Source organism: Aeromonas sp. SrichE-2G (genome assembly GCF_017939565.1).
GTDB lineage: Bacteria > Pseudomonadota > Gammaproteobacteria > Enterobacterales > Aeromonadaceae > Aeromonas > Aeromonas taiwanensis.
The window spans coordinates 143,358-156,703 of the sequence record NZ_JAGKRG010000004.1 but is presented as its reverse complement, the minus strand read 5'-3'; the positions used below and the strand labels follow the sequence as shown (position 1 = coordinate 156,703).

At 65.2% G+C, this 13,346-nt stretch carries 11 protein-coding genes and 3 tRNA genes; 10 read left to right on the top strand and 4 right to left on the bottom strand.

Translation table 11 applies throughout. From position 1 onward, the window contains the following. The first annotated feature begins 71 nt into the window (after positions 1-71). The 5 genes from J9885_RS02740 to J9885_RS02720 all read left to right on the top strand — a co-directional run bounded on the left by J9885_RS02740 (position 72) and on the right by J9885_RS02720 (position 2,157). Positions 72-1,160: a ketoacyl-ACP synthase III gene (locus tag J9885_RS02740; RefSeq protein ID WP_134695450.1), complete on the top strand. Its 1,089-nt coding sequence runs from the start codon at positions 72-74 to the stop codon at positions 1,158-1,160. A 257-nt stretch (positions 1,161-1,417) separates the two neighbouring features. Further along, a tRNA-Tyr gene (locus tag J9885_RS02735) sits at positions 1,418-1,502 on the top strand. Positions 1,503-1,534: 32 nt separating this feature from the next. Continuing rightward, positions 1,535-1,619 (top strand) — tRNA-Tyr (locus tag J9885_RS02730). Positions 1,620-1,649: 30 nt separating this feature from the next. After that, a tRNA-Tyr gene (locus J9885_RS02725) sits at positions 1,650-1,734 on the top strand. Between the two features lie 135 nt (positions 1,735-1,869). Then, a complete protein-coding gene (locus tag J9885_RS02720; protein WP_210548011.1) occupies positions 1,870-2,157 on the top strand; it encodes a hypothetical protein in 288 nt (95 codons plus the stop codon). Here J9885_RS02720 and J9885_RS02715 read toward each other — a convergent pair. Continuing rightward, positions 2,111-3,007 (bottom strand): patatin family protein, encoded by an 897-nt coding sequence (locus tag J9885_RS02715; RefSeq protein WP_210548010.1) that lies wholly within the window; start codon positions 3,005-3,007, stop codon positions 2,111-2,113. The two genes, J9885_RS02720 and J9885_RS02715, sit on opposite strands and share 47 nt — an antisense overlap. Before the next feature lie 222 nt (positions 3,008-3,229). On the opposite strand from J9885_RS02715, the gene J9885_RS02710 reads away from it, so the two are divergent. The 5 genes from J9885_RS02710 to pepE all read left to right on the top strand — a co-directional run bounded on the left by J9885_RS02710 (position 3,230) and on the right by pepE (position 10,159). Continuing rightward, positions 3,230-4,594, top strand: coding sequence for an endonuclease/exonuclease/phosphatase family protein (locus J9885_RS02710; RefSeq protein ID WP_210548009.1), 1,365 nt, complete (start codon positions 3,230-3,232; stop codon positions 4,592-4,594). 145 nt (positions 4,595-4,739) lie between these two features. Beyond that, entirely contained in the window at positions 4,740-6,434 is a 1,695-nt protein-coding gene (locus J9885_RS02705) for a sensor histidine kinase (protein WP_210548008.1), read from the top strand. Then, positions 6,428-7,165, top strand: a complete 738-nt coding sequence (gene btsR / locus J9885_RS02700; protein WP_134695454.1) for a two-component system response regulator BtsR — start codon at positions 6,428-6,430, stop codon at positions 7,163-7,165. The genes J9885_RS02705 and btsR overlap by 7 nt, the downstream gene beginning before the upstream one ends. Before the next feature lie 212 nt (positions 7,166-7,377). After that, on the top strand, positions 7,378-9,186 hold the full coding sequence (locus J9885_RS02695) for a carbon starvation protein A (RefSeq protein WP_134695455.1): 1,809 nt from the start codon (positions 7,378-7,380) through the stop codon (positions 9,184-9,186). 223 nt (positions 9,187-9,409) lie between these two features. Further along, positions 9,410-10,159, top strand: coding sequence for a dipeptidase PepE (pepE, locus tag J9885_RS02690; RefSeq protein WP_210548007.1), 750 nt, complete (start codon positions 9,410-9,412; stop codon positions 10,157-10,159). A 70-nt stretch (positions 10,160-10,229) separates the two neighbouring features. Here pepE and J9885_RS02685 read toward each other — a convergent pair whose 3' ends face one another. The 3 genes from J9885_RS02685 to J9885_RS02675 are packed head-to-tail and all read right to left on the bottom strand — an operon-like array spanning position 10,230 to position 13,300. Further along, positions 10,230-11,765, bottom strand: a complete 1,536-nt coding sequence (locus J9885_RS02685) for a DHA2 family efflux MFS transporter permease subunit (protein ID WP_043758433.1) — start codon at positions 11,763-11,765, stop codon at positions 10,230-10,232. Between the two features lies 1 nt (position 11,766). Next, positions 11,767-12,834, bottom strand: coding sequence for an HlyD family secretion protein (locus J9885_RS02680; protein WP_210548006.1), 1,068 nt, complete (start codon positions 12,832-12,834; stop codon positions 11,767-11,769). 37 nt (positions 12,835-12,871) lie between these two features. Continuing rightward, the gene (locus tag J9885_RS02675; protein WP_043758426.1) at positions 12,872-13,300 is read right to left on the bottom strand and encodes a MarR family transcriptional regulator; all 429 of its coding nucleotides are present in this window, start codon (positions 13,298-13,300) and stop codon (positions 12,872-12,874) included. Positions 13,301-13,346 lie beyond the last annotated feature (46 nt).

The window sequence follows — 13,346 nt, the reverse complement described above, 5'->3', positions numbered from 1 at the left end:
AGTGGCGGCCCCGTGCGTCATAATTGCGCAATTTTCCGCCCCGGGCGGCCATCACGATAAGCGACGACAAGATGAAATACGCCAATATCACCGGTTGGGGAAAGTGCCTGCCCCCCGCAGCGCTGACCAATGATGACCTCAGCACCATCATGGACACCTCGGACGAGTGGATCTACCCGCGCACCGGCATCAAGGCCCGTCGGGTCTCCCACGTCAGCACCACGGCGCTCGCCACCCTGGCCGCCCGCCGCGCCCTGGCCTGCGCCGGCCTGGACGCCGCCGCCCTCGATGGCATCATCCTGGCCACCGCCACCCCGGGCACCCTGGTGCCCAATGGTGCCTCCGCCGTACAGCAGGCCCTCGGTGCCCACAAGGCTGCGGTATTCGACCTCAACGCCGCCTGCACCGGCTTCGTCTATGCGCTCTCGGTCGCCACCTCCCTGGTGCAGACCGGCATGATGCAGCGAGTGCTGGTGATCGGCGCCGAGCGCCTGACCCAGCTGCTGGACTGGGCCAAACGCGACACCGCCGTGCTGTTTGGTGACGGTGCTGGCGCCGTGGTCATCGAGGCGAGCGAGCAGGAGAGCGGCCTGATTGCGAACAAACTCGGCTGCGACAGCGAGGCGCGGGAGATCCTGCACGTGCCGAACTTCGGGACGGATCGGGTGCGTTTCGCCGACATCGACGGCCTCTTCACGTTCAACTTCGAGGGGCAGGAGATCTTCAAGCGCGCCGTGCGCGGCATGGGCGAGGCCACCGGCACCGTGTTGGCCCAGGCCGGCATCGCCCCCGAGCAGGTCGATCTCATCGTGCCGCACCAGGCGAACGTGCGCATCATCGAGACCCTGGCCAAGCGCATGAACGCCCCCATGGAGAAGGTGATGGTCAACATCGAGCAGTACGGCAATACCTCCGCCGCCACCGTGCCCATCGCCCTGTGCGAGGCGCTGGAGCAGGGCCGGGTCAAGCCGAACAGCTACCTGCTGACCGCCGCCTTCGGGGCCGGTCTCACCTGGGGGGCCGCCCTCATCAAGTGGGGGGATCGCGTCACCCCCCTCGCCCTGTGTGAGGACGAGCTGCCCCCCTGCGATCACAGCGCCCTGGAACTCATCGCCCATGCGGTGCAGGGTTGCCAACAGGCCCGCACTCAGGACGCCTGACCTCCCCGTCGGGGCTACCACCCCGTCACCGATAAAAAGAGGAGCCCGCGCGGCTCCTCTTTTTATTTCCCGCCTACTCTTTCCCGCCCTCTGACCTCTCCCGGCTGGACATCGGGGGCGGTATAAAAGTCATTGAAAAGCGTGAATTTTGAGCGAAACATATCAAAAAATAACCACTTGACACTTTTTTGTCGTCAGAATGAGGCCAAGGGGTTCACAACCTTGCCGGATCTGGTAGTATGCGGCCTCGCACTTGGGGAGGGGTTCCCGAGCGGCCAAAGGGATCAGACTGTAAATCTGACGGCTCTGCCTTCGAAGGTTCGAATCCTTCTCCCTCCACCATTCAAGTGCGAAAAATCAGGAAAATACCCCGTGGAGGGGTTCCCGAGCGGCCAAAGGGATCAGACTGTAAATCTGACGGCTCTGCCTTCGAAGGTTCGAATCCTTCTCCCTCCACCATCTTCCTGACACAATATGCAATGCCCCTGTGGAGGGGTTCCCGAGCGGCCAAAGGGATCAGACTGTAAATCTGACGGCTCTGCCTTCGAAGGTTCGAATCCTTCTCCCTCCACCATCCTTCAGAAAACCCGGCCTGGCGCCGGGTTTTCGCTTTTCCGGTCAGATTCCATTTGGCACTGTCAGATCTGACAATTGCCCTTCCCCCACGTTTTCGAAACAGTAGTGATTCCAGTTGTTAAAGGAGCACACTATGTTTGAAATCTGGGATGAGACGGGCCGCGAGCTGGGGCTGACACTGCCCGAGCTGCAACAGCGCCTGCGCCAGTACCAGGGGGATGTCATGGTGCGCTACTTCAACCGCCTCGGCCTGCCGAGCACCCTCTTCCTCACCGTCCGCCAGGGATGCGCCTACCAGCGCTTCAAGGCTGGCAGCCCCCAGCTCGACTGGGACTGGCTGGCCCAGGCTATCCAGATGGCGCATACCCCCAAGGTCAGCGCGCCCCCGCTCGGCAAGGCGCCCCTCCAGGCGGCAAACTAGGGCCTGCATTCGCGTCCTCCTGCGCCAGATAGGCCAGCCCCGCCTGCCACCCCATCTGATACCCCTGCTCCAGCCGATCCTTGTCCGTGGTCATGCGCCCGACCCGAAAGCCCGCGGGCGGCACTATGACCCGGACGCGGCAATCCCGGGGCGGCTGGCGGATGAAGTCGATGGCGTCGTTGTAGCTTTGATGGCGCGAGAGGCTCGCCCGGGCCAGGGCCGGGGTCTGGCGCAGCAGATAGCGGTGCAGAGCGGGCAGCCTGGGCGCCCGCTTGCGATAGCCCAGCGGCCGGGAGAGCACCACAGTGATGTCCCGCGCCCCCTGCTCGTAGGCGTGGCGCACCGGGATGGAGTCCGCCACCCCGCCGTCCGTCATGGCCTCCCCTCCGATGCGCACGAAGTGCCGGTAGGCGAGCGGCACCGAGCAGGAGGCCTTGATCTGCTGCTCCAGCTCGGCGGCAGTGGCCCTGAGGTAGGCCGCCTGACCGTCCGCCACTCGGGTGGTCACCACGGTCAGCGGCACCGGATTGGCGGCGAAGTGCGCGAGATCCAGCCTGATCTCCCGGATGGTGATCCCCCACAGCCAGTCGAGATCGAGCCAGTGGCCGCCCCGCAGGAACTTGCCGAAGTTGATGAACTCGGGGCGGCAGGAGTAGTCGGTAATGACCCTGTGGTTGCGTCCCTGCTGCCCCGCCAGATAGGCCGCCAGGTTGACCGCCCCCGCCGAGACCCCGATGCAGTGATCGAACTGCGCCTTTCCCTTCGCCAGGAAGGCGTCCAGCACGCCGGCGGCAAAGATGCCGCGCATGGCGCCCCCCTCGACCACCAGGGCCGTTTGTTGCCGACTCATCCCGCCTCCCGTTCGTGCCGTCCATGACGCTGGTTCCGGCCCAGCCTGGCCGTGTGAATGTGCTCGAAGCCTGCCCCGTCCATGACCAGATTCCGGATGACTCTGTGAATGACCCCGCACTTTGGTTCATTCAGAGCCCAGTTTCCGGACAGGCTCCCTATAATGACCGCGCCTCGCCTGACCCTATCGAGGCATAACATCTTGATGCTACGGAATATTACAATGAAAAACATCCATAAAACCCTGCTCGCGGCTGCCATTTCCCTCGGATTGATGGCAGGCTGCAACAGCCAGAACGACTCCGAGACCCCGACGCCCATGGTTCGCTTCGCCACCTTCAACCTCTCCTTCGATCGCACCGCCGCCGGCATGCTCGCCGGTGAACTGGCCCTGAGCCGCGCCGAGCAGGATGCCCTGCTGGCCCGCCTCGCCGACGGCACCCTGAGCGGCGTCGAGAAGACCAGGGCCCTCGACGTGCAGCAGATCCGCAACATCGCCGAGATTGTGCAGCGCACCCGGCCCGACGTCTTCCTGCTCAACGAATTCGACAATGACGGCAAGGGAGCCGATACCACGGACCTCAAAGCCTTCAACGACAACTACCTGGCCCACCCCCAGCACGACGAGGTAACCGCCATCCGCTACCCGGTGATGCAGAACTTTGCCACCAACACCGGCCTGATGAGCGGCCATGACCTCAACCTGGACGGCAAGCGCAACAACGGGCCCGACGACGCCTGGGGCTTTGGCAACTATCACGGCCAGTACGCCTTCGCCGTGATGTCCCAGTACCCCATCGATACCAAGGGGATCCGCACCTTCCAGCACTTCAAGTGGAAGGACATGCCGGGCGAAGCGAACCCCGTCATCGACGACTGCAACAATGCCAGGGCGCCGATCCCGGTCGGCCGCCAGTGTGGCGATGCCTGGTATGACGACGCCGCCTGGCAGGCCTTCCCGCTCTCGTCCAAGAACCACGCCGACGTGCCGGTGCGCATCAAGCGCGGCAACAAGGAGGAGGTGATCCACTTCCTCATCTCACACCCGACCCCACCCATCTTCGCCAACGCGGCGCGCCACAACGTCAGGCACAACCGGGCCGAGGTCGCCTTCTGGCAGGATTACGTGGAGAGCGCCGGCTACATGGTGGACGACGCGGGCAAGGCCGGTGGCCTGCCCGCGGGTGCCAGGTTCGTCATCGCCGGCGATCTCAACGCCGATCCCCAGATTGGCGATGGGGATCTCACCGCCATTCAGGATCTGCACAACCATGTGCTGGTCAACCAGGCCGTCACCAACGGCGCCCTGATCCCGGTCAGCCAGGGCGGCCCCGAGTGCCTCGCCAGCCAGCCGGATCTGTGCAAGCGCAACAACAACCGCCCCACCCCGGAGCGCATCACCAGCAGCAGCGGCCTGCAGCTTGACCACGTGCTGCCCTCCGCCAACCTGAACGCCGTCGCCTCCGGCGTGTTCTGGCCGGCCAGCTTCGAGCCTGGCCATCACCTGGTGTACGACGCCAAGCTCGGCATCGCCAAGGGCGTCAGCTCGGATCACCGCCTGGTGTGGGTCGACGTCGAGCTCGATTGACTGACAGCAGGGATGCCTTTGGCTCAGGGGGCCGGCAAATCTGTGCGCAGGCGCGCTATTCCGGCGCCTGCGGCTTGCGGCGAAAATCGGGGTTTGCTAATACTCCGCGTCCATCGGATGAGCATCCCTTTCGAGATAGTGTGCCGTGGCTTTCGAACAATTCGCGCTCGTGATATCTCTCTTCCAGCAGCTCTGCGTCTATCTGGTGATCGCCTGGCTGCTCTCCAAGACGCCGCTGTTCATGCCGCTGACTCAGGTGACCCTGAGCTGGCCCCACAAGATCCTCTGCTACCTCATCTTCTCCGGCTTCTGCGTCATGGGCACCTACTTTGGCCTCAGGGTAGAGGACTCCATCGCCAATACCCGTGCCATCGGCGCCGTGCTGGGGGGCATCGTCGGCGGCCCTGTGGTGGGCCTGCTGGTGGGGCTCACCGGCGGCATCCACCGCTACTCGCTGGGGGGCTTTACCGCGCTCGCCTGTACCTTCTCCACCATCGCCGAGGGGCTGCTCGGCGGCTTGGTGCACCGCCACTTCGTCGCCCGCCATCGGCTCGACCTGCTGTTCAGCCCCTGGGTGGTGGGCTCGGTGGCCCTCATCGCCGAGCTGATGCAGATGGGCATCATATTGCTGGTGGCCCGCCCGTATGACGACGCCGTCCACCTCATCGAGAGCATCATCGCCCCCATGCTGGTGGCCAATACGCTAGGAGCCGCCATGTTCATGCGGATGATCCTCGATCACCGCGCCATGCTGGAGAAGTATTCGGTCGCCTTCTCCGCCCGCGCCCTCAAGATCGCCGAGCGGGCGATGCGGGTGCTGGACAAGGGCTTCACCCAGGAGGCGTGCCAACAGATGGCACGCATCCTCTACGAGGAGACCGGGGTGGGCGCGGTGGCCATCACGGATCGGGAGAAGCTGCTCGCCTTCATCGGCATCGGCGAGGATCACCACCTGCCGGGCACTGCCATCAACTCGGCCCACACCTTCAAGGCGATCCAGCACAACGAGGTGGTCTATGCCGACGGCAACCTCATCCCCTACAGCTGCAACCTGCATCCCCAGTGCCGGCTCGGCTCCTCCCTGGTCATTCCGCTGCGGGGGGAAGAGGGGTCGGTGGTGGGCACCATCAAGCTCTACGAGCCCAAGCGCAAGTTCTTCTCCTCCATCAATCGCACCCTGGGGGAAGGGATCGCCCGGCTGCTCTCCGGCCAGATCCTGGCCAGCAAGTACAACGAGCAGAAGCGACTGCTGGCCCAGTCAGAGATCAAGCTCTTGCAGGCGCAGATCAACCCGCACTTCCTGTTCAACGCCCTCAACACCCTGGCGGCGGTGATCCGGCGCGACCCCGAGGATGCCCGCACCCTGGTGCACCACCTCTCCACCTTCTTTCGCAAGAACCTCAAGCGGCAAGGGGACGAAGTGACCCTGGCCGACGAGCTGGAGCACGTGAACGCTTATCTGCACATCGAACAGGCTCGCTTCGCCGAGCACCTGAGCGTGCAGACCCATATTCCCGAGCCGCTGCTGGAGTACCGGCTGCCCACCTTCTCCCTGCAGCCCATCGTCGAGAACGCCATCAAGCACGGCATCTCCCAGATGTTCGAGCCCGGCCGACTTACCCTGACGGCGCGGCAGGAGGGCGAACAACTGGTGCTGGAGGTGGAGGACAACGCCGGCCTCTATCAGGCCAGGCGGGAGGAGAGCGGCCTTGGCATGAACATAGTGGACCGACGCATCAAGGCCCGTTACGGCGCCGAGTACGGGGTCACCATTCACTGCGAGCCCCATCAATCCACCCGGGTGAGGATCACCCTTCCCCTGCAGGAGAGCCCATGCTGACCGCCCTGATCGTCGACGATGAACCCCTCGCCCGCGAGGAGCTGCGGCTGCTGCTGGAGCAGGCGGGCAACATCCGCCTGCTGGGGGAGTGTGGCCACGCCATGGAGGCGCTGCCCGCCATCCATCGCCTCAAGCCCGACCTGCTGTTTCTCGACATCCAGATGCCGCGCATCAGCGGACTGGAGCTGGTGAGCATGCTGGACCCGGACTTGCGCCCTCACATCGTCTTCATCACCGCCTATGACGAGTTTGCCCTGCGCGCGTTCGAGGAGAACGCCCTCGACTACCTGCTCAAGCCGGTCACCGCACAGCGGATGAACAAGGCGCTGGAGCGCATCCACCGGCTGCTCTCGCCAAAGGGGGAGCTGGCGGGCCAACCGCTGCCGGACCCGACCCGCATCGCCCAGCCCCTGCGCAGCATCCCCTGCAGCGGCCACAACCGCATCCTGCTGCTGCCCCTTGGCGAGGTGGAGTTCGTCCACAGCGATCTGGCCGGCAACAAGGTGGTGAGCGCCCAGCAGCAGGGCACCACAGAGCTGACCCTGCGCACCCTGGAGGAGAAGACCGGCTTCGTGCGCTGTCACCGCCAGTACCTGCTCAACCCGGGCCAGATCCGCGAGATCCTGCTGCTGGACGGCGGCCTGGCGGAGGTGGTGACCCAGGGCGGCCACAAGGTGCCGGTGAGCCGCCGCTACCTCAAGCCCCTCAAGGAGCTGCTGGAGATCCCCTGAGGAGCGGGCCACTCCCCCCGCTCCCCTGCCCGTTACCGCTCACCCGCTTGCCGCGCCCGCCGGCTCATCCCTCAAACCGCTCGGGGTCGCTTTTCTGCCGCTCGCGGGCGGCCCTCTGCCACTGACCCTTTCTGCGCTCCCCTTTCCCCACCGCCTGCGTAGAGTGCAGCCTGAGCCCGGCCAGATTGGCCGCAGGAAAAGGAAACTCCGTCATGCAACACGCAATCACCTTCGTCATTGCGGCCCTCTGCATCCTCGCCATCGCGTATCGCCTCTACGGCGTGTTCTTTGTGCGCAAGGTGCTGCGGGCCGACGACAAGCTGGTCACTCCCTCCCACGAGCTGGAAGATGGCAAGAACTATGTGCCGACCAACAAGTGGGTCAACTTCGGCCAGCACTTCGCGGCCATCGCCGCCGCCGGCCCCCTGGTGGGCCCGGTCCTGGCGGCCCAGTATGGCTACCTGCCGAGCTTCCTCTGGCTGCTGATCGGCTGCGTCATCGGCGGCGCGGTGCACGACACTGTCGTGCTGTTCGCCTCCATGAAGCATCAGGGCAAGTCCCTCTCCGAGGTGGCCAAGGCCGAGCTCGGCCCCATCGCCGGCTGGTGCACGGGCCTTGCGATGCTGTTCATCATCACCATCACCATGGCGGGTCTCTCCATGGTGGTGGTGCACGCGCTGGAGCGTAACGCCTGGGGCGTGTTTGCAGTGTTCATGACCATCCCCATCTCCATGGTGGTGGGGATCTGGCACAAGCTGACCGGCAACCTGCAAGCCGCCTCCTGGGTGGGCTTCATCGCCGTGCTGGCCTGCGTCTTCTTCGGCCCCTACGTGCAGGAGAGCGCCTTCGGTGCCTGGCTGACCCTGCGCGCCGAGACCATCAGCCTGGCGCTGCCGGTCTACGCCTTCTTCGCCACTGCCCTGCCGGTCTGGCTGCTGCTCACCCCGCGCGGCTACATCTCCAGCTTCATGAAGATCGGCGTGTTCGGCGCTTTGGTCATCGGCGTCATCTGCATCAACCCCGAGATCCAGTTCCCCGCCATGACCCAGTTCGTCCACGGCGGCGGCCCGGTACTGGGTGGCCCGGTCTGGCCCTTCATCTCCATCACCATCGCCTGTGGCGCCATCTCCGGTTTCCATGCCTTCATCGGCTCAGGCACCACCCCGAAACTGGTGGACAAGTGGAACGACATCCTGCCGGTCGCCTTCGGTGCCATGCTGGCAGAATGCGTGGTGGGCGTGATGGCGCTGATCGCCGCCACTGCCCTGCACCCGGCCGACTATTTCGCCATCAACGCCACCCCGGAAGCCTTCGCCAAGCTGGGGATGCAGGTGGTGGACCTGCCCTTCCTCTCCCAGGAGATCGGCATGGACTTGAACGGCCGCACCGGCGGCGCCGTCACCCTGGCGGTGGGCATGTCCTACATCTTCACCAAGGTACCCTGGTTCAGTAACCTCGCCTCCTACTTCTTCCAGTTCGTGGTGATGTTCGAGGCGGTCTTCATCCTGACGGCCGTCGACTCCGGCACCCGGGTCTCCCGCTACCTCATTCAGGATTTCTTCGGCGAGTTCTACCCGCCCCTCAAGCGCATCGACTGGATGCCGGGTGCCATCGGGGCCAGCGTGCTCGCCTGCGTGATGTGGGGGTATCTGCTGATGTCCGGTGATATCGGTTCGGTGTGGGCGCTGTTCGGGGTATCAAACCAGCTGATGGCCTCGGTGGGCCTCATCATAGGAGCCACCATCATCCTGCGTCTCGCCACCAAACGCCGCTACATGCTGACCTGCCTGATCCCGCTGGCCTACCTGTTCGTCACCGTCAACTACGCCGGTTACTGGATGATGCGAAACGTCTACTTCAACTCGGCCGCCAAGGGCTACAACCCGATGAACGGCGCCATCTCCCTCATCATGCTGGTGCTGGGTGCGCTGATCCTGATCTCCGCCCTGCGCAAGTGGAGCGAGCTGTGGAAGCGGCGCCAGCAGCCCGAGTTCCGGGTGGCCGAGGCGACCGCCTCCTGATCCGCCCCCCTCCCCAGACCCCGCCTCGGCGGGGTCTTTCATTGGCGCTGCACATTCATCCATTGGCATTGACCCGCCCTTTCGCTGTGGTTGAATGACTCCCCGGATCACAGAACCGCCCGGCCCGGGATGCTAGCATGCCCAGACGGCCACTTGGCCGCATCGGCCAACCTGGCCCTAGTGGCCCTCCCTCCTCCGCTTTCACTCTTTGAGGACAGCTTTCATGGAACTGCTTCTGCTCAGCAACGGCAAAACCACCGAACACCCCGGCCTGCTCGGCTGGGCCCGCAACCGGGTGCAGACCCTGCTCGCCCGCAAACAGGTCAAGCGCATCCTGCTCATCCCCTACGCGGTGATCCGCAGCGACTGGGATGCCCGCGCCCGCGAGCTCACCGAGAGCCTGGGGGTCGAGACCATCAGCATCCACCAGTTCGACGACCCCGTGGACGCCATCCACCGGGCCGACGCCATCTTCATCAGCGGCGGCAACACCTGGCGCCTGAACCAGCGGCTGCACGAGTACGGTCTGGTGGTCCCCATCCAGAGGGCGGTGCGCGAGCGGGGCGTGCCCTACGTGGGCTGGAGCGCCGGCTGCAACGTGGCCACCCCCAGCATCCGCACCACCAACGACATGCCGGTGTGCAGCGTCGCCGTGCTGCCGGCGCTGGGCCTCTTCCCCGTGCAGATCAACCCCCACTACCTGGACGCCAGCATCAGTGGTCACATGGGGGAGACCCGGGACGAGCGCCTGGCCGAGTTCTGCGCCATCAACCCGAGCGAGCACGTGGTGGCCCTGCGCGAGGCGAGCCTGCTGCAGGTCAGCGGCGAGAACGGCCACGAGACCGTCGAGTACTGGAGCGCCCGCGGCGAGGAGTTCAAGATCTTCCGGCACGGCGAGACGCCCCGGGAGTACCAGGACGCCGCGCCGCTGGCCGCGCTGACCCCCTTCATTCCCTTCACCCTCAGGGGCTGATTCCGCGCGCACGCACAAATGAAAAGAGGGATGGCCAAGGCCATCCCTCTTTGCGGGTGACGCCGGCGCCCTACTCCAGGATCGCCAGCTCCTCCTTGCCACCCCGCCCTGGCGCCTTGAGCAACAGCACCAGAGGCACGGCGCACAGGCTGACCCACATCATCAGGCGAAAATCCTGCAGGTAGGCGAGCAGGCTGGCCTGCCGGGTCACCTCCCCATTGAGGGTGGCGAGCCCCTTGGCCGTCATCAGCTCCGCCATGCCCGTCCCCTGGTGCAGGCCGGTGTTGAAGGGGGTGATGTAGGCGGCGAACACCTCGTGGTTCATCTGGGTGCGCTGGGCCAGGTAGGTGATCACCACCGAGATGCCGATGCTGCTGCCGATGTTGCGCACCAGGCTGAACAGCGCCGTCCCCTCGTTGCGATAGCGCGGCGCCAGGGTCGCGAAGGTGACGGTGGAGAGCGGCACGAAGATGAAGCCGAGCCCCAGCCCCTGGATGATGCCGGTGCGCACTATGTCCCAGCTGCCGATGTCCGTGTTGAACAGGGTCATTTCCCACATGGAGAAGCTGGTGAGCAGCAGCCCCGAGAGGATGAGATAGCGGGCATCCACCCGACCGGACAGGCGCCCCACCAGCATCATGGCGAACATGGTGCCGACCCCGCGCGGGGCGAGCAGATAGCCCACGTCGATCACCGGGTACCCCATCAGCCCCTGCATGAAGGGGGGCAGCAGGGTCATGGTCGCGAGCAGTATGATGCCGACGATGAAGATGAACACCAGGCCGACGCTGAAGTTGCGATCCCGGAACAGGGCCGGCTCGATGTAAGGGTGCGGGTGGGTAAAGATGTGCACCACGAAGAGGTAGAACGCCATCACCATCAGGGCGGTCTCGATGATGATCTCCCGGCTCGCGAACCAGTTCTGGGATTCCCCCCGATCCAGCGCCATCTGCAGCGCACCGATGCCGAGGCTCAGCAGGGCGAAGCCCAGCAGATCGAAGCGACGGCTGGCATCGATCTTCGTCTCCTCGATGAAGGCGGCGAGCCCGAACCAGGCCAGCAGACCGAACGGCAGGTTGATGTAGAAGACCCAGCGCCAGTTGTAGTACTCGGTGAGCCAGCCCCCCAGCGACGGCCCCAGGATGGGGCCCACCATGACCCCAATGCCCCAGAGCGCCATGGCGGAGCCGTGTTTCTCCGGCGGGTAGGTGTCCAGCAGCACCGCCTGGGAGAGGGGCACCAGGCTGGCGCCGAAGATCCCCTGCAGCAGGCGGAACAGCACTATCTGCTCCAGGCTCTGGGCCGCGCCACACAGCATGGAGGCGACCGTAAAGCCCGCCACCGACCACATGAACAGCCGCTTGCGGCCAATTCTTGCCGAGATGAAACCGGTCAGCGGCATGAAGATGGCGGCCGCCACTATGTAGGAGGTGAGCACCCAGGAGATCTGGTCCTGGGTCGCCCCCATGGCCCCCTGCATGTGGGGCAGGGCCACGTTGGCGATGGTGGTGTCCAGCGCCTGCATGATGGTCGCCACCATCACCGACAGGGTGATGAAGGTGCGACGGGAGACCTGGTCGGCCTCCTCTGTGGCTGCGCTCGTCATATCAACCTCGGCTCGACCAGCCGAGCAGGGAGCGCTGGTGACCGGTGTCGATCTCGGCGATGGCGCTCAGCCCCGCCCGCAGGGTGGGCAGATCCGCCCCCGTGTCCAGCTTGATCCGCACCGCCACGCGCTGGGCGATCTTGACCCAGTTGCCGGTGGCGTTCTGGGCCGGGATCACCGAGAACTCGGAGCCGGTGGCCGGGCTCAGACTCTCCACCACCCCGGTCCAATGGGCATCCGGGTAGGTGTCCACGCTGATGTCGACCCGCTGGCCAGGCTGCACATGGGTCAGCTCCGTCTCGGTGAAGTTCGCCTCCACCCAGGGGGTGTCGGTCTCCACCAGCATCATGGCGGTCATGCCCGCGATCATGTACTGGCCCGGCTTGGGCAGCTGGCTGGCGACGCCGTTGGCGGGGGCATAAACGGTGGTGCGAGCCAGATCCAGCCTGGCCTTGGCCAGTCCGGCGGCGGCTTCCCGATAGGCGGGCTGCTGCTCCACCGGCAGGTTCACGTCCCCGCTGAGGGAGGCCTCAATCTTCTTGAGCCCCTCCTCCAGCGCCACCTGCTGCTGGGCTGTCTGTATGGTGAGCTGGCGCGCATCGTCGTAATTGGCGGTAGAGGTGAAGTGCTTGGCCACCAGATCCGCCTGGCGGTGTTCCTCCTTCACGGCATAGGCATGGCGGGTGCGGGCCACGGCGATTTCGGCCTGCTGGCCCCGATAGCTGGTCTGCAGCGCCACCAGATCGGTGCGCACCTTGGCGAGTTCTGCCTCGGCCTTGGTCACGGCGACCCGGAAGGATTCGGGATCCAGCTCGAACAGCGGCTGGCCGGCCTTGACCTGCTGGTTCTCGTCGACGAACACCTTGGCCACCCGGCCCAGTACCTCGGTACTGATGGGCACCTTGTCCGCTTTCACATAGGCGTTGTCCGTCTCGACATAGCGTCCGCCCTGCAGGTAGATGGCCCCCGCCCCGAGCAGCACCAGGGCCGGCACCACCACCAGCAACAGCAGGCGGGTGCGGCGCCGATTGGCCGCAGGACGGGGGGAAGAGGGTGAGTCATGGGTCATGAGATCGCTCCGCATTGGTTGCGTCAAACAAAAAGAATCAGGAGTGGCAGAGGTTGGCACGCAGGATCTTGAGGGAGTGGCACAGGGCCTCTGTCGCCTCCTCCCCCAGCTCGCCGATGGCCCGCTGATGCACCAGGTCGGCGGCCCGCTTGATCATCGCCAGGTGGGGGGTGGCCGCCTCGGTCAGAAACAGCTGATAGGCCCGCCTGTCATGGGGATCACTGCGCCGCTCCACCAGGCCGCTCTCCGCCAGCTGATCGAGCTGGCGGGCCAGGGTGATGGGCTGGATGTCGAGCCTATCAGCCAGATCCACCTGGCGGATCCCCTGGCTGCGCGCGATATGCACCAGGGCCCTGGCCTGGGCCAGGGTGAGGCCGCTGCCCTCCAGCTGCTGCTGGAACTGGCGGCGCATCAGGCGCTGGACGTCCCCTATCAGGAAGCCGAGGGTGTCGGGCTGTTTGTTCATGGCATGCAACCTATATAATAAGCTTTACTTATTATAAGCGAAGAGA

Excerpts from the sequence above, each read along its gene's own strand:
- J9885_RS02685 (WP_043758433.1), bottom strand. The coding sequence starts at position 11,765 with ATGACGAGCGCAGCCACAGAGGAGGCCGACCAGGTCTCCCGTCGCACC.
- J9885_RS02675 (WP_043758426.1), bottom strand. The coding sequence starts at position 13,300 with ATGAACAAACAGCCCGACACCCTCGGCTTCCTGATAGGGGACGTCCAG.
- pepE (WP_210548007.1), top strand. The coding sequence starts at position 9,410 with ATGGAACTGCTTCTGCTCAGCAACGGCAAAACCACCGAACACCCCGGC.
- J9885_RS02710 (WP_210548009.1), top strand. The coding sequence starts at position 3,230 with ATGAAAAACATCCATAAAACCCTGCTCGCGGCTGCCATTTCCCTCGGA.
- J9885_RS02680 (WP_210548006.1), bottom strand. The coding sequence starts at position 12,834 with ATGACCCATGACTCACCCTCTTCCCCCCGTCCTGCGGCCAATCGGCGC.
- J9885_RS02740 (WP_134695450.1), top strand. The coding sequence starts at position 72 with ATGAAATACGCCAATATCACCGGTTGGGGAAAGTGCCTGCCCCCCGCA.
- J9885_RS02695 (WP_134695455.1), top strand. The coding sequence starts at position 7,378 with ATGCAACACGCAATCACCTTCGTCATTGCGGCCCTCTGCATCCTCGCC.
- J9885_RS02715 (WP_210548010.1), bottom strand. The coding sequence starts at position 3,007 with ATGAGTCGGCAACAAACGGCCCTGGTGGTCGAGGGGGGCGCCATGCGC.
- J9885_RS02720 (WP_210548011.1), top strand. The coding sequence starts at position 1,870 with ATGTTTGAAATCTGGGATGAGACGGGCCGCGAGCTGGGGCTGACACTG.
- btsR (WP_134695454.1), top strand. The coding sequence starts at position 6,428 with ATGCTGACCGCCCTGATCGTCGACGATGAACCCCTCGCCCGCGAGGAG.